General features: G+C 66.7%; 14 protein-coding genes. 8 read left to right on the top strand and 6 right to left on the bottom strand.

Going from position 1 to position 14,798, the window contains the following annotated elements; all coding sequences use genetic code 11:
* The first annotated feature begins 138 nt into the window (after positions 1-138).
* Positions 139-1,071: a DUF1963 domain-containing protein gene (locus OHA21_RS27385; protein WP_328459552.1), complete on the top strand. Its 933-nt coding sequence runs from the start codon at positions 139-141 to the stop codon at positions 1,069-1,071.
* Between the two features lie 385 nt (positions 1,072-1,456).
* On the opposite strand, the gene OHA21_RS27390 is transcribed toward OHA21_RS27385, so the two are convergent.
* Positions 1,457-2,350, bottom strand: coding sequence for an IS5 family transposase (locus OHA21_RS27390; RefSeq protein ID WP_328459554.1), 894 nt, complete (start codon positions 2,348-2,350; stop codon positions 1,457-1,459).
* Between the two features lie 215 nt (positions 2,351-2,565).
* Here OHA21_RS27390 and OHA21_RS27395 point away from each other — a divergent pair, with 215 nt between their 5' ends.
* The gene (locus OHA21_RS27395) at positions 2,566-4,002 is read left to right on the top strand and encodes an ATP-binding protein (protein ID WP_328459556.1); all 1,437 of its coding nucleotides are present in this window, start codon (positions 2,566-2,568) and stop codon (positions 4,000-4,002) included.
* A gap of 231 nt (positions 4,003-4,233) precedes the next feature.
* Here the strand turns inward: OHA21_RS27395 and OHA21_RS27400 are convergent, their stop codons facing one another.
* The 4 genes from OHA21_RS27400 to OHA21_RS27415 all read right to left on the bottom strand — a co-directional run bounded on the left by OHA21_RS27400 (position 4,234) and on the right by OHA21_RS27415 (position 8,424).
* Positions 4,234-5,553: a hypothetical protein gene (locus OHA21_RS27400; protein ID WP_328459558.1), complete on the bottom strand. Its 1,320-nt coding sequence runs from the start codon at positions 5,551-5,553 to the stop codon at positions 4,234-4,236.
* Positions 5,546-6,601 carry an SEC-C metal-binding domain-containing protein gene (locus OHA21_RS27405; RefSeq protein WP_328459560.1) on the bottom strand — a complete coding sequence of 352 codons (1,056 nt, stop codon included), beginning with the start codon at positions 6,599-6,601 and terminating at the stop codon, positions 5,546-5,548. The genes OHA21_RS27400 and OHA21_RS27405 overlap by 8 nt, the downstream gene beginning before the upstream one ends.
* A gap of 921 nt (positions 6,602-7,522) precedes the next feature.
* Complete coding sequence (locus OHA21_RS27410; protein WP_328459562.1) at positions 7,523-8,047, bottom strand: DUF6036 family nucleotidyltransferase; 525 nt, start codon at positions 8,045-8,047, stop codon at positions 7,523-7,525.
* On the bottom strand, positions 8,044-8,424 hold the full coding sequence (locus OHA21_RS27415) for a hypothetical protein (RefSeq protein ID WP_328459564.1): 381 nt from the start codon (positions 8,422-8,424) through the stop codon (positions 8,044-8,046). Before OHA21_RS27415 ends, OHA21_RS27410 begins: the two co-directional genes overlap by 4 nt.
* Before the next feature lie 185 nt (positions 8,425-8,609).
* Between OHA21_RS27415 and OHA21_RS27420 the strand changes: the two genes are divergently transcribed.
* From OHA21_RS27420 to OHA21_RS27435, 4 genes are all read left to right on the top strand, one after another.
* Complete coding sequence (locus tag OHA21_RS27420; protein WP_328459566.1) at positions 8,610-9,536, top strand: SEC-C metal-binding domain-containing protein; 927 nt, start codon at positions 8,610-8,612, stop codon at positions 9,534-9,536.
* Between the two features lie 110 nt (positions 9,537-9,646).
* Positions 9,647-10,087: an IS3 family transposase gene (locus tag OHA21_RS27425; protein WP_328459568.1), complete on the top strand. Its 441-nt coding sequence runs from the start codon at positions 9,647-9,649 to the stop codon at positions 10,085-10,087.
* Positions 10,032-10,565, top strand: coding sequence for an IS3 family transposase (locus OHA21_RS27430; protein ID WP_328478561.1), 534 nt, complete (start codon positions 10,032-10,034; stop codon positions 10,563-10,565). Before OHA21_RS27425 ends, OHA21_RS27430 begins: the two co-directional genes overlap by 56 nt.
* A 914-nt stretch (positions 10,566-11,479) precedes the next feature.
* Positions 11,480-11,938, top strand: a complete 459-nt coding sequence (locus OHA21_RS27435; RefSeq protein WP_328459570.1) for an ATP-binding protein — start codon at positions 11,480-11,482, stop codon at positions 11,936-11,938.
* 153 nt (positions 11,939-12,091) lie between these two features.
* On the opposite strand, the gene OHA21_RS27440 is transcribed toward OHA21_RS27435, so the two are convergent.
* The gene (locus OHA21_RS27440; protein WP_328459572.1) at positions 12,092-12,886 is read right to left on the bottom strand and encodes a SigB/SigF/SigG family RNA polymerase sigma factor; all 795 of its coding nucleotides are present in this window, start codon (positions 12,884-12,886) and stop codon (positions 12,092-12,094) included.
* A gap of 420 nt (positions 12,887-13,306) precedes the next feature.
* Between OHA21_RS27440 and OHA21_RS27445 the strand changes: the two genes are divergently transcribed.
* Entirely contained in the window at positions 13,307-13,762 is a 456-nt protein-coding gene (locus tag OHA21_RS27445) for a response regulator (RefSeq protein WP_328459574.1), read from the top strand.
* A gap of 594 nt (positions 13,763-14,356) precedes the next feature.
* Positions 14,357-14,698: a hypothetical protein gene (locus OHA21_RS27450; protein ID WP_328459576.1), complete on the top strand. Its 342-nt coding sequence runs from the start codon at positions 14,357-14,359 to the stop codon at positions 14,696-14,698.
* The last annotated feature ends 100 nt before the right edge of the window (positions 14,699-14,798 follow it).

Raw genomic sequence — 14,798 nt, forward strand, 5'->3', positions numbered from 1 at the left:
TCCTCGGACGAGGCGCTCCCCAAGCCGGTTCCACGACCAGCACCAAGCCGGTGCGCGGATCTGCCGAAGAGCGGATACGCCTGGCGCCGCCGATCAATCCAGGTCTGTCAGCATGACGTCCGTGGATCACTACGGGCTTTGCGGCGAGCCGCGACCGACGCGGGCTTCACCGAAACCGAGACGGCGACTTTCGCCGAGCTGCTGCGCTTCTCCATCTGGACAAGTCGGCAGTACAACGGCGAGGTCGTGGCGCATCCTCGGGGGCTGCCGGCCCGGTGGCCCGCCGACCTGCTCGTCGGTCGGGCCGGTGGCGTGCCGCAGCTGCCGGTCGGCATGCCGTGGCCCACCGACCCGGAGGGCTACCCGCTGCCGTTCATCGCGTCCTTCGACTGTGCCGCGCTGCCGCGGGTCGAGCGGCTGCCGCTACCGTCGGACGGGTCCCTGCTGGTGTTCCTGCATCACGAAGAGGACTACGACGTGTGTGAGCGCAGCGACGAGCAGCAGTACGGGCGGTTGCTTCATGTACGGGCCGGCACGGAGACCACGGCGCATCTGCCGGCTGACCACGCTGCCCATCCCTACTACCAGAACCGTGACTTCGTCGCCCCCGAGCAGGACCTTTTCGCTGTCGTCCACGCCGACCTGCCCTCGTGGTTGACCGCCGAGGATGCGGACCTGTCCGTCTTCCAGCAGCAGCTGGCGCGCGACATGCCGCATCGTCGGGAACTGTGTGCCCTGGTCGACCGGCTCTGGCCGGCCGGCAACTTCGCCGCCTTCCAGTTCGGCGGCTATTCATGGAACACCGGTGGGGTGTCCTACGGCAGCCTGTACGACGATCCCGAGCTGGAGATGGCGGAGACGATGCTTCGAGGCCGCTTGACCAGCGTCGACCGCGCCCGAAAGGCCTTCCTCGTGGAACAGCAGTTGCAGCGGGTCCGCCGGGAGTGGCTCCCGTTGGTGCAGTTCCGGACTCGTGACGACGTCTACTTCGGCCGTTTCATGATCCGCGTCGACGACCTCGCCGCCCAGCGGTTCGACCGTGCCGTCTCCTGGACCGAGTTCACCGAATGAGCGAGGACGGGTCGTGCTCTCCCTGCGGGCGGAGATCAGGTCCAGTCGCAGGTGCGTGAGCGTACGTGTCGACGACGACCGCCTCCGACACCTGGCTTCGGCAAGGCTTCGACGCCCGTGTCGCCGGTCATGCGGGCTGCCAACCACGCCGTCACGCACGGGATCCCCAGGCAGGACAGCCGAACAGGCCTTCTGATGCGCCAGAAGGTGCACGAATCTGCCGCAGACACGGCGTGCACTGTCTCAGCCAACCGCCACCGTACGTGAACGGTGGGGTCGACGGACGACACCTGAGCAGGCCTTACTCAGGGTAGAGCCCACGAGCGTGCTGCTTCCTGTCACACCCGCTGTAGCCAGCACCTTAGGCCGCGTTTCGTAAAGGTCATCAAAGCCACTGGTTGATGACGGCGATGGTGACGGTGGCTTCGAAGCGGACGGCGAGTTTGTCGTACCGGGTGGCCATCGCCCGGTTCTGTTTGAGCTGGTTGATGCCGCATTCCACGGCGTGACGCTGCCGGTAGACGACCGGGTCGAACGCCGGAGGACGCCCGCCCTTGGAGCCTTTCGCTTTGCGGTGGGCGTCCTGGTCAGCCTTGCTCGGGATGCACACCCTGATCTTGCGGCGGCGGGCGTACCCGCGATTGCCCCGGCTGGTGTACGCCTTGTCTGCCAGGATCAGATCCGGCCGGGTGCGGGGCCGGCCACCACCGACCCGATAGACCTTGATGCGTTCGAGGACCTTGATGAACTGCGGACTGTCACCCCGCTGACCAGCAGTGATCACCGTCGACAGCGTCTTACGGCCCTGTTCGCAGGCCAGGTGGGTCTTGGTGGTAAACCCGCCCCGTGACCTACCCAAAGCATGATCGCCGGGTTCGGTGAACACCCCACCCGGCGGTTCCTTCTGCAGGTCACCATCATGACGGGCTCCCGCAGCATGCTGATGAGCACGGCTGATCGTGGAGTCGATGCTCACCGCCCACTCGATGTCACCGGCGGCGTCGGCCCGGGTCTGGAGCCGGGCCAGAATCTTCGCCCAGGTCCCGTCGCGCTGCCAGCGCCGGAACCAGCGATACAACGTTTGCCAGGGTGCATACGTTTCGGGCACGTCCCGCCACGGTGTTCCCGCCCGGACCCGCCACCGGATCCCATCGATGATCTGCCGTTTCGTCCATCGCGGCGGACGACCTCGCCGTGGCTCCGCAGGCAGCGCAGGTTCCAGCACCGCCCACTGAGCGTCGGTGAGATCGTGTCGCCTCGCTGCCGCTACCCTGGGCACGAGGTCTCCGGTGGTTCAGGTTTGCTTGGTCGCTAACCCGTTTACCGGAGACCTCACTTCGTATCGACAACCGCCACGCCGGGACACGTCACACCTCGCCCGCACTTACGAAACGCCGCCTAGTACACCACACCGCAGCACCCAAGATACTATCGCCAGCGATAGTATCATCGGCAGTAGTATCGTGGCCGGATCGAACTGTCCTGGAGCGTGCTGTGGTTTCATTCATCGGCAGGGAGCAGCAGCTCTCCACACTCCAGGCACTCCTGGCAGACATCGAGCGTGGCAGCGGGGACCCCTCCCCCGGTGAGTGTCTACTCATCCGAGGGAGGCGCCGGATCGGCAAGTCCAGTCTCGTGGAGGCGTTCGTCGACCGCGCCGGCGTACCGGCCGTCTTCTTCACCGCCTCCGGCGCGTCCACAGACATCGAGTTGGAAGCTTTCACCGAGGCGGTGCGGGCATCCACCCTTCCGGAGCGAGAGGTGTTCGACGACGCGACCCCCGGCAACTGGAGTGCCGCGCTACGGCAGCTCGCCGGCGTACTGCCCGACGATCAGCCGAGCGTGGTGGTGATCGACGAGGTGCCCTACCTGGTCGACCGGGTGGACGCCTTCGAGGGGATCCTGCAGCGTTCCTGGGACCGTGAGCTGAGCCGCAAGCCGGTTCTGCTCGTGCTGGTCGGATCCGACCTGTCGATGATGGAAGCCCTCGGTTCCTACGGCAGGCCGTTCCATCAGCGCGGCAAGGAGATGGTCCTCGGCCCGCTGAACCCGGCGGAGGTCGGTGAAATGCTCCGGCTGGACCCGGCCGAGGCCTTCGACGCGGCTCTGGTCACCGGCGGTCTTCCGCTGATCTGCGCCGGCTGGCGGCCAGGCGACGATCTCTGGACGTTCCTCGCCGCCGAGCTGGCCAATCCGGTCTCGCCCCTGCTGGTCTCGGCCGAGCGGTCCCTGGCCGCCGAGTTCCCCGATGCCGCGATGGCCCGTACGGTCCTGTCCGCGATCGGCAGCGGCGAGCGGACCTTCACCAACATCGCCCGGGCAGCCGGAGGCATCTCGCACTCGACGTTGACGCGAGCCGCCCAGGTGCTCATCGACAAGCGCGTCGTCGCGGCAGAACTACCGCTCTCCACCACGGCTTCGAAAGAACGTCGCTATCGAGTCACCGACCCTTACCTGCGTTTCTGGCTGACCTTCGTAGCGCCCCACCTGGCCGAGATCGAACGCCTGCGCGGGGACCTCACCCTGCAACGCGTCAAGGCGGGCTGGACCACCTGGCGCGGGCGAGCGGTGGAACCGTTGCTGAGGGAATCCCTTGCACGCCTGCTGCCGGACGGCGCGTTGCCCGCCGCACCGGCGATCGGCTCCTACTGGACCCGCTCCAACAGCATCGAGATCGACATCGTCGGCGCCGACCGCGAACCCGTGGCCAAGCACCTTCTCTTCATCGGCTCGATCAGATGGCTGGAGGCCGCCGCCTTCGACGACCACGACCTGGTGGCGTTGCAAAGACATCGCACGGCTATCACCGACGACCCCATCCCCCTGGTGGCCCTGAGCCGCAGTGGCGTGTCGGCCGCCGGTTTGAGCGCCAGTTACGGCCCCGCCGACCTCCTTCAGGCGTGGCAGCACAGCGGGGCAACGCGACCGTGACGAATCGCGCCCAATGCCCGTGCGAGGCGAACGGTGTGGCAGTCGGTGTTCAACAGTGCCCCGGTCGAACCGGTGGGGCGAGCCGTACGTCCGTGCCGTCGCCCGTGACGCAACGATGGCAAGACCGACGGCATGCACCGTGGGTCCGGCGTCGTCAGCGTGCAGTGCCGGCGGGAACAGGGCGAGCAGTTCGCCGATGTCGCACGATTCGATACGGAGGTCTTCCCCGCACTACGGATGGGCCCGAGGCCGCAGAGCCCGGGCTCGCAGCGCTGCATGAGCGGCGAGCCGGCCCGCGTCGGTGAGCCGCAGCGGTTCGTCGAAGCGCCACTCGGCGGCGAGGCCGAGCAGGCGTAGCCGTCGCCGGAGATCTCCGAGGAGCCTGCCGGCCTGGTCAGGGGTGACCTGTTGGTCGGTGTGCTGGTCGCGCCAGCCCTGCTCGGCGAGCGCCTGCGCGACAGCCGCGTCGAGTGCCCGGTAGTCGTAGTCCTGGCCGGACAGAAGCAGCAGCAGAGCGACCTCGCCGGCAGCGGCGTCGGCGGCGTCCGAGCCGAGCAGGCCGCGCATGGTGGCCTGCCACAGTGCTGGCGTTCCGCCGGCCAGGACAGTCTTGCCGATGCTGCTCAACAACAGTTTGCGTCCGGAGCGACGCACGACACCCATCTGTTTGGCGAGCTCACGCAGGGTCCACAGTTCGACGATGTCGGATTCCGAACGCGGGTTGGCAGCAAGCGTTAGCCAGCCGAAGCGGCGACAGCCCTCGGCGACGAGAGGCCGAGTGAGAGTGCCGGTCTGGGTGAGTGCCGCACCCACGGCGGCGTGGTCGAGCAGCCATTGCAACGGCGCGAGATGTTCCGCGGCGGTGTCGGGAGCAGCGACCGGGTGCAAAAGCTGGTTGGAGGTCGCCGTGGCGAGACGCCGGCGTTCGGCGCCGCGGCCGTCGGCCCAGTCCTGCAGCCGTTCGGTGTGCACCCACTGCAGCCAGGTGCTGCCGGTGAGGTCGTCGCGGGGACTGTCCAGGAACACGCGGATGGTCTGCTCGGCGACCTTGCGCCAGCCCGGCCGGCCGGGTCGCAGTTCGCCGTTGTCGATGGCGTGTTCCAGCGCCAGCGACGCCGACGCGTAGGCACTGGCCTCGTCGCTGCCCATGATCGATCCCCACTCGATCACGCCCGGCAGGTCGGGTGGTTGCAGGCCGCTGGCCGCCAGCGCGGACCGGTAGGCCTTGAACCCGGCCGTACCGCCGTCATGCTCGTAGGTGGCAAGGATGTCGGCGGTGGCGGCCGAGCCGCACATGCCGGCGTACCGGATGCGCCCCAACCGATGGAACAGCTCACCGAGAGCGGTAGCGACCTGCTGTTTCTCCTCGAGGTCACACAGCCATTTCGTCGGTAGCTGGTACCACAGGAAGTCGGCCAAAGCATGCCCGGTGACAGCCCTGAGTCCTTCTCCCCAGGTCAGCGAGTCGAAACCGGCCCGAGCCGCAGCGGCCAGGTCCACGTCGATGCGGGCCAGGTCGGCCAGCACCGCCTCCACGGCGGGTTCAGCCATGGTCTCCGGCCTGGGGTGCGCCGCAGCATTTCTTGTACTTGCGGGCCGAACCGCACCAGCACGGCTCGTTACGTCCCGGCGGCCAGGAGATCAGCTGCTCGGGACGGATCCGGGCGAGGTCGGCGGCGTACCCGGCCCGGGCCTCGCCAGGGTTCTCGCCGCGTTCGGCGCACCAGGCCAGGAAAGCATCGATCCGGATCGGGGCAATGCTGACCCGGGCCACCCCGGAGTCGGCAGCCTCGGCGAGTTTGACCTGCATGGCCCGGCAATACTCGGCATGCGATCGCCCACCGGACGCCGCCCCACCAGGCTCGGTCAGCTCCGGCCACCGGGCAAGCGCTTCGTCATACTCCTCAGCGGGAAACCATGACAACGCCACGATCATCGGGGCGGCCGCCGCGCGGTAGCCGGTGACAGCCGCCGGTGCCGCGGTGCGCAGGATCCGCTGCCCGGACTCGCGTTCCCGGTCGGCGTGGAAGTCCACCGCGCGAGCCTGGAGGTCGTCGGCTTCCATGCCCAGCTCGGTCATACTCGTCCGTCGCAGGTCGATGAGCTGAGGGATGAGCCGTTCGGGGTCACGGGTGTCCAGAGCGATACGCATCCCGTCGGTCAGCCAGGCCAGGGCGGTGACGTGGTCACCGACAGCGGCGTACTCGAGGCCGGCGTTGTTGAACAGCCACACGTCGCCGGGGGTGTCAGCCCTGACCTGGGCCCAAATCGGTTCGGCCTCGCCGACCCGGCCGGCTCGCATCAGAATCTCCGCGATCCGGCATCGACTGTCGGGCTGCCCCGCCAAACCGGCGTCCACAGCCTCGCGGATGGTCTGCAACGCCTCGTCGAACCGGCCGGTGCCGGCGTAGGCCTGCGCCAGATCGTCGAGCAGTTCCGGAAGGTAGAACACCTCGGCGGCATCCGCGTCGGTGCGGGTGAGCGTGACCGCGTCCTGCAATGCGGCCAGGTAGGCACCGTCGTCACGCGGACGCGCGGCCATCGCCGACGCAAGCTGCCGCTCGACACGTTCAACTTCGGACAGGTGGTTCACCGGCATCAGACCATCATGCCGTCGCGGGCGCCGGGCACGCGTGCACCGGGCCGCGATCCCCCGCCGGATGATCACGTCCACTCCATACCTGCAACGATCCGTTGCAGGCGCGCACGATCCTCCGCCTACGGCACCTTCGCCTCGGGAAACGGCAGGGGAACGAGTACCCGCTGAAATTCGTGACCAACGACGAACTCCGGCCAACGGCCCCGGAGCCGTGCCGAAACGCCGATCAATCAACGCCGAGACTACTGCGGACAACCCGGGACAACCGCAGCCAACTTCCGAATCCGACGAGCAACCACGATCATGGAATCACCGGCCCCGGACAGGACCGGCGAACCCAGACGAAGATCACCGTACGAGCGTTCGTGTCATCGAGGTGTCGTGATCATCCAGATAGGAGGGTGCCGTGCATCGGGGTTCGACATCACCCACAAGGGGACCAGTCACGTCGAGATTCGATCGGTCCGGACATGAACGCCCTGCTCAACCAGGCGTCCCGGAAGTGAGGCCGATGCGGAGGGAAGGACTCACGAGCTGCTGAGTACGAATTGCCTTTGAAGATCCGCCGGAATCGCAGGCGCAAACCGTACGCGCGTACGTGCAAAAATGCGTGTCACGCCGCCGCGGTTGCATCGATGTCCAGACATGCAAAAGGCCAGCTAAGCTGGCCTTTTGTTAAGTCGGGCTGACAGGATTTGAACCTGCGACCCCTTGACCCCCAGGGGGTCGCATTACAATTCGGTTAAGCAGCATCAGCATGTGCTTTTATGTACGCAGATTCGGACAGAACGACACCGCCATGCCGTCCACTTTCCCCGAGTCCAGCAAAAAGTTGATCAACGCCGTGACCAGAGATGTGACCACGGCCAGTCATGTGCGGCCCCTGCCATCTATGCCAGCAAACCAGGCACTTTTCCATAATCAGGAGGAAAACAGATCCTCAAGCATGGCTTGCGACCTGGGTGGAAGTTCTTCATCGGGGAAGAACTGAATACATATTTCGAGCGCCGCCTCAAGCGTCGATATACCGATGATCGATGCGAGTGCGCGAAGGTCTTCCTCGTCGCGGCCGCGGGCTGCGAATGCTTTCATTGCGAATACGTGCTCGGGCGATGCTGCCATCACTCGAATTCCGGGATGGTCGAAGACCTCACGCTTTCCGGCGTCATTCTGCGTCGAGACGTATGCGCTGGCCTGCTCGTTAAGCCACCAAGGCGGCAAGCCCATCGCCTCCGCCACGTTGCGGGCCTCCTCCAGGACGACGCCGTGCGGAACGAACGTAGCGTCCACATCCCTCGTCACGCGGTTGGCGTCGTACGCCAGCGCCATCGCGGCGCCGCCGACGATGAAAAGGTCTGCCACGACTCCGCGGCGGAAAAGACGGTCGCCCAGCGCTGCGAAAGCACGCTCGAGTTCGGCTCGGCCGAGAAGTCCGTCGTCAGTCATGCAGCGTCCAGATCACGTACGGACAAGTAGACGCCATGCTTGCGGAAAGCGGCGGGCGCCCAGACAAGCGCCTCCATCCGCTTCGACGGCAACGGGGAAGGAAACCACGGCGTCGCCAGCACCCGAGACCTGGCCCAATCAGGTGGCGATCGGTCGAGCTGCGCGGCGAGGTGTTCCGCGAGCGCGGCGAGCAGGACATCCCACCGCGCGTCACCCGTCATAGGTGGCTCCTGGAGCAGTAGGTCAGCCCGCTTGTCGGCCGGCTCCCATCGATACTCCTCGAGAAACTCCCATACATGTTTCCACCGGATCTTCGCGTCAGGCTGACGAGACAGGCGGCCGGCCAGGTCAACCAAGGTCATGGGTTGATACGCCATGATCGACTCTTCCCTCCTGCTTCGCCCTCAGCTTGATCGTACGAGCTACCGCCATCCGAAGACGATCAACCCGCCCTGCCGGCCGATCAGTTCTAGACACCGAACCCCGGTCGGACGACTGCGGTCTTACACGGGCGGGCGACCGCCGGTGTCGATCAGCATCAACGGCCAGTACGATCCGCGCCATGGCCCACGCCGACACGAAGCTGGCGGAAGAGCTCGAAACCGACGCCGATAGGTACCCCGACGAGCGCTCGGAGATCCTGCTGGAGGCGGCCGACGCCTGGCAGCGGGCCGGACTCCCGGACCGTGCCCGCGCCATCCTCGACGACCTCATCCGGGGCGGGGGCGAATACGGCTGCGACGCCCGCATCCAAATGGCCGACCTGCACCTGCAGGCAGGCGACACTGAGATGGCGTACGCCGAGCTGAACGCCGCGGCGAAAGATCCCGCCCTGGGCGAACGGCAGTGCGAACTCGCCGCGGAACTTCTCACCTCTCATGGCGACCTCGACCAGGCCGCTCGCTGGTACGACCGCGCCGCCGCCCGCCTCACCGACGGGCAACTCCACGCACTGCGCCGCCGTGACCAGCTGCTCACCATCGGCACCACCATCATGCTGCGCAACCGGCAGCACGTACGTCAGCAACTCGGACACTCCCCCGACCGGCTCGACACCCTGGTGCCCGAGCTGCCCGATCCGGAGGAGCCGACGACCGCCGAGGACGTTCTCGACCTGATGGACTCCGGCTACATCCCCCGGCAGACCCGCATGCTCACCTTCCAACGCGACCAACGCCGACTCGCCCAGCAGCAGTGGCCCGGCGTCTACGAGCAACCAGAAGACGAGTACTACGACGCCGCCGAACACCGGTGGCGCGAGGTACGCGACAGCGGAGTCACCTCGATCACCGTCGTCGCCGCCCAGGTCGGCGAGCTCATCGAGTTCGCTCGTCAGCATGGCGGTTCGCCGACGGACGCGACCACCAAACGGCGCTACTGCGAGACCGCACCCGACCATCTCACGATCAGCTGGCCGCCGGAACGCAACGCCGCCTGTTGGTGCGGCTCCGGACGCAAATACAAGAAGTGCTGCGGCCGGCCCCGGTAGCAAAACGGATCGTCAGCATTCGAGGTCGCTAAGCTTCGATCCACCGACGCGGTTTGGTGAAGCGTTGATCTGATGGTTCCGCTGCCTGGTGATTCGGTAGTCATGCAGAAATGGCCGATCGCGTGATCGGCGTGCTCCGGTGTGGCTGGTTCGGGATCGGTGACGGTTGTGGCCTGTGGTCGGGCATCCCGTACGCGGTCTCGTGCCGGGCACTCGGCGTGTCACCGGCCTGGTTGTACAAGTGGCTGCCCGGCGACACGTCGCTGCGCCGGGCCCGCCGGCAGGCGCTGACCACGCTGGTGATCGCACTGTTCCGGCGGCATAAGGGCCGCTACGGGTCCCCACGGATCACCGACGATCTGCGGGCGATGGGCTGGCGGGTCAGCGTGAACACGATCGCAGCAATCATGGCCGAGCAGCGCCTGGTCGCCCGGCCGAAACGCCGCCGCCGCAACCTCACCCAGCCCGGACAAGTCCGCGCGCAAGGCGCCGGACCTGCTCAACCGGGACTTCAGCCCGCCACCCGAGCCGAACGTCGCGTGGGTCGGTGACCTCACCGAAATCCCGTGCGAGCAGGGCAAGTTCTACCTCGCCACCGTGCTGGACCTGCACTCACGCCGAGCGGTCGGGTTCGCCATGGGCGCCCACCACGACGCCGCCCTCGCGACCGCGGCGTTGCAGGTCGCGATCGCGGTCCGCGGCGGCGACGTGGCCGGGGTGATCTTCCACTCCGATCAATGCGGGGAGTACACCGGCAACCTCTTCCGCGCCGCCTGCCAGCGGGCGAAAGTGCGCCAGTCCATGGGCCGCACCGGCTCCGGCCTGGACAACGCGGTCGCCGAGTCCTTCAACTCCACCCTCGAGTTCGAACTGCTCGCCGACGCCGGCCGCTACGCCACCCGGGCCCAGGCCCGCACCGCGGTCGCCGCGTTCATCGACGAATACAACCACGACAGACGGCACTCGACCGCAGGCCGGCTCCCGCCGGCGGTCTACGAGGCCCGGGTCCGTGCCGAACAGGCAGCATGAGGATCTGGAGAAGGAGGCGGCTACGCCGCCGCTCTCCCACCCTCAAGATCTAAAAACCTCAAGATCAAAGTCTCTACGGTTTCAGGGGATTGCCACCCGAACAGGCCCGTCTCTTCGTCTTGGACGATCGCATTGGTATCGGACATGGTCCGCACCTCGGCTCTCGGTAAGGGTCCCTCCAGATCAGAGAAGCCTTCACCTTGCCCAACGAGACGATCAAAGCCTGGCAAATAACGAACGTCGATATCACTCAATCGGGTTATCCAGCAAAGTACGGGTCTGCCTCTGGAGCCCGACCGTCATCACTGGCAACCTGTGCCGATGGGTCTCATCGATAGGCTCCTCGGACGAGGCGCTCCCCCAGCCGGTACAGCGACCACTATGAAGGCGGTGCGCCCCGTTTCGGAAGCCATTGCGGCTCCGGCAGCTGACGGCGATGTATCGGCAGACGGCTGACCTCCGGCCAGCTGCCCCGGCCGAACAGATGACGATGAGGCGGTGGTGGCACGGACACGGGTTCTCCTCCGGCAAGCGGGCACCGCGATGACATCGCCGACCAGGCTTCCCGGCACACCTGAACCGAACCTACCGTGCCGCAGCGGTCACGGCAGCGATTGACCTCACCCGCACTGGGGTCTACCGGCGGCCGAGCACGGCCTGTTCCAGAGGGTCGTTCGCGCTCGCCGTACCGCCCGCGGCCCGCACCCGCTCATTGAGACGGCACGCCGCGCCACTCATCGCCCGGTCACTGACCTCGCGGCGTCCAGAGTGGGCGCGGTCAGACGCGGCTCGGTCAACTCCGACGGCGACCACGACCCGGACGATGCCGTTTACGTCTACCCGCAGCATTGGGACCGCCGAAACCAGTTTCCGTTTCGGGGCTTGACAGTTTTCCGGCAGGGCACTGCACAGGAATGAATCACGTCGACAATTGCCGGCCGCCGCCCGCCGTTGAACTGCAGCGATGGGCACTGTCCGGTTCCGCCGAGTTGCGCTCGCTGCGCACATCACTGCAGCAGGCCCTCAGCGGGATACGAACCGCGGGTTGCGACGATCTGGAGGACATCGCCGAGCGCGTCGTGCTGGTCGCCACCGAGCTGGCCACGAACGCCTTGCAACACGGGTTGCCGCCCACCACCGTACGGCTGCTGTATCACGAAGGTCGTCTGGTCCTTGACGTCGCCGATCACAATCCCGGCTATGCCCCCGTCGAGGCCGCGCTGTCCCTGGCCGGGGATCGCAGCCGTGGCCTGCCCATCGTCCGCGCGATGTCCCTGGACGTCGGCTGGTATGCCGAAGACGACGTCAAGCATGTCTGGGCGTCCTTCTCCGTCGAGCCGCAGCCGGTCGCCGTCCTCAGTCAGGACCGTTGAGGCCCCCGGCCTCGGACACCTGACGAGCCGGATGCACCGTGCAGGTCAGCCCGATCTGGTGCTTCGCAGAAGGGCGGGCTCGTAGCGGTGGCAGCAGAGCTCACGGCGTCTCACGGCCGAGCCGGGAGCGGCCGAAGGTGGTCACGCTGCCGGTCAGGCGTCGACGGTGTCGAGGTGCCGGCGCAGCTTGGCCAATGCCTTGGTCAGCAGCCGGGAGACGTGCATCTGGGAGATACCGATCTGCTCGGCGATCTGCTGCTGGGTGAGGTTACCGTAGAAGCGCAGCGTGACGATCTTCTGCTCGCGCTCGTCGAGCGTGGCCATCGCCGGGCCGAGCGAAATCCGGGCCTCCGCCTCGGCGAAGCCGGTGTCCTCAGCGCCCAGGGTCTCGCCGAGTTCGGTGCCGCCCTCGCTGATCGGGGTGGACAGGCTGGTGGAGTTGTAGGCGCGGGCGCCTTCGAGGCCCTCGATGACCTCGTCCTCGCTGATCTCCAGGTGCTTGGCGATGTCGGCGACGGTCGGAGCGCGACCGAGGGTGTGGCTGAGCGTGTTGTTGGCGCCGGTGATCGCGAGGCGCAGCTCCTGCAGGCGCCGTGGCACCCGTACCGACCAGGTCTTGTCCCGGAAGTGTCGCTTGAGTTCACCGACGATGGTCGGGATCGCGAACCCGGCGAAGTCGACACCACGGTCGGCCTCGAACCGGTCGGTGGCCTTGATCAGGCCCATGACGGCGACCTGGTAGAGGTCGTCGCGGGGCTCGCCGCGGTTGGCGTAACGGTTGGACAGGTGCCGGGCGAGGGGCAGCCACGCCTCGATCGCCCGGTCCCGCAGGCCGGCCCGGGACGGGTGCCCGGCCGGGAGGGCCGCCATCGCCATGATCAGCTCGCTGGCCCGGTCGGTGCTCGTGGTGGCATCGGAACGGACAGCGGTGTCAGCGATGACAGTCATACGGGAACCCCTTTGGTCAGGCACTTCGTCAGGTGCGACGGCTGGTCAACGTGATCAGCCACAGCCTGTCGCAGCACTATGTCCCCGCCCATTCGTCACAGAAAACCACCCGATCGGCCATCTAAACCCAGCCGAATAGTGGTTGTTGATTCGGACAATGCGCAAGTCCCGAGACCGTCTGCTGACAGCAACGCCACATACCCCTATTGGCCCTGCTGATGACACACGTGGGAGCGTCGTCTGCTGAGTCAGTCACCGATTTACCGCCTGACGTCTTTCCATAAACGGCGTGCATGCCCGTCGCCGGGCACAGCGGCGTCTCCTGCTCCGCAGCGCGGTACTGTGACGGCCACCGATCATGTGTCACCCCAGCCCGACTCCCGTGACGATGGGGAACACCGCGAGAAAAGGGCGCCGGGCATGACCGCCGAACTGCTGCAGGTACTCATCGTCGAGGACGATCTCGGTGACGTCGCGCTCATGGAGAACGCCTTCAGCGAGCACAGCATCCACAGCGTGCTGCACCATGTCGAGGACGGCGCCGAAGCCCTGGCGTTTCTGCAGCGCGAAGGCCGATACCGCGATGCGCCGCGCCCGGACCTGATCCTGCTGGATCTCAACATGCCGCGCGTCGACGGCCGGCAGGTCCTCACCGCGCTCAAGTCCGACGACGCCCTCAAGAGCATTCCCACGATCGTGTTCACGACATCAGCGGCACCGGACGACATCGCCGCCAGCTACGGCTCACACGCCAACGCCTACGTCACCAAACCGACCGGCCTCGACGACTACGACCGTGCGATCATCGCCATTCGTAACTTCTTCGGGCATACCGCAGTGCTGCCGAACCGAGCTTCCGATGGATCAGCGACCTGAGCCGAGGCTGTACCCGCGAGGCAGGCACTCGAGTTCGACTAACGAGGTGACGGCGTCCGGCTGGACACCGATACTTGCGGCTGATGCAGGTCGGGGCTGCTGCCAGCCGGGCGCGGAGGCCGCAATCGGCCGGAGATCGCGAACAACGCTGAGAAGCTTTGTCACGCCGCGGTCAGGACGTCCGGAATCAACGCGGGAGCGGACCGGTATCTGATCACCCCCGTCACGCCACGGCGCCTCATCGCTGACTTTCACCGCACCATCGGCAGAAGGCAGCAGTCAGCCCCACAACCTCGCCCCAGCGAGCTCCGGGATGTCAGCGATTCACTGCTGTCTGCTGCCCAGCCGGAAGGCGCTGCCGGATTCTGTCTCGGACGGCTCTCAGCTCCCGCGATTGCGCACACGCCAGCCAAGCCCGCCGCTGCAGCCATCCGGCAGCCTCACACAATTCACGCGAAGCTGTTCGCACACCAGCCTGACCCATCGCCATGCGTCCTCCTGCACCGAGAGCGGTGTCGAGTGCCCACGAATTACCGATCCAGTCGTCTCGTCGACGGTGATCCTCCCGATTCGCGCGGATGCTCGGATGCCCGGATGGACGGCACAGCGAACTTCACGATCGGTGATGCGGGCCTCGCGCGCTCCGGCAGCCGGGCACCCCCGAACCTCGCCTGGGGAACACTGGTGACGAACAAGCGATCATTAGCGAGGGTCGATTGCTTCGGTTTGGAAATCGATCTCGCGCTGGTCTGCCTCTCGGTCCCGTTCATCCGCCTGGGCAGTGCGCTTGTCGGCCGCGTCCTGTCGCAGCTCGGCGCGTCGTTCTCGATCGGCCATCGCGCATTCGCGTCGCTCAAGTTCCAGGCTACGGCTCCGGACAGCGAGTTCTCGGCGGGTCAAGGCACCCTCGCGTTCGGCTTGCCGAGTGAGCCTTGATTCGTGATCGATGTCGCGCTGATCGGCCACCGCCTCTCGGGCGGTGACCCGCGTCTCTCGTTCTGCGATGGCTGTCTCATGCTGCACCGCGTTGCTGTCA

The sequence above is a fragment of the Actinoplanes sp. NBC_00393 genome, from assembly GCF_036053395.1.
Lineage (GTDB): Bacteria > Actinomycetota > Actinomycetes > Mycobacteriales > Micromonosporaceae > Actinoplanes.

What these genes read in the sequence shown, in the direction of transcription:
- OHA21_RS27400 (WP_328459558.1), bottom strand. Translation starts at nt 5,553, where the DNA reads ATGGCTGAACCCGCCGTGGAGGCGGTGCTGGCCGACCTGGCCCGCATC.
- OHA21_RS27405 (WP_328459560.1), bottom strand. Translation starts at nt 6,601, where the DNA reads ATGCCGGTGAACCACCTGTCCGAAGTTGAACGTGTCGAGCGGCAGCTT.
- OHA21_RS27410 (WP_328459562.1), bottom strand. Translation starts at nt 8,047, where the DNA reads ATGACTGACGACGGACTTCTCGGCCGAGCCGAACTCGAGCGTGCTTTC.
- OHA21_RS27415 (WP_328459564.1), bottom strand. Translation starts at nt 8,424, where the DNA reads ATGGCGTATCAACCCATGACCTTGGTTGACCTGGCCGGCCGCCTGTCT.
- OHA21_RS27420 (WP_328459566.1), top strand. Translation starts at nt 8,610, where the DNA reads ATGGCCCACGCCGACACGAAGCTGGCGGAAGAGCTCGAAACCGACGCC.
- OHA21_RS27425 (WP_328459568.1), top strand. Translation starts at nt 9,647, where the DNA reads ATGGCCGATCGCGTGATCGGCGTGCTCCGGTGTGGCTGGTTCGGGATC.
- OHA21_RS27435 (WP_328459570.1), top strand. Translation starts at nt 11,480, where the DNA reads ATGAATCACGTCGACAATTGCCGGCCGCCGCCCGCCGTTGAACTGCAG.
- OHA21_RS27440 (WP_328459572.1), bottom strand. Translation starts at nt 12,886, where the DNA reads ATGACTGTCATCGCTGACACCGCTGTCCGTTCCGATGCCACCACGAGC.
- OHA21_RS27445 (WP_328459574.1), top strand. Translation starts at nt 13,307, where the DNA reads ATGACCGCCGAACTGCTGCAGGTACTCATCGTCGAGGACGATCTCGGT.
- OHA21_RS27450 (WP_328459576.1), top strand. Translation starts at nt 14,357, where the DNA reads ATGGACGGCACAGCGAACTTCACGATCGGTGATGCGGGCCTCGCGCGC.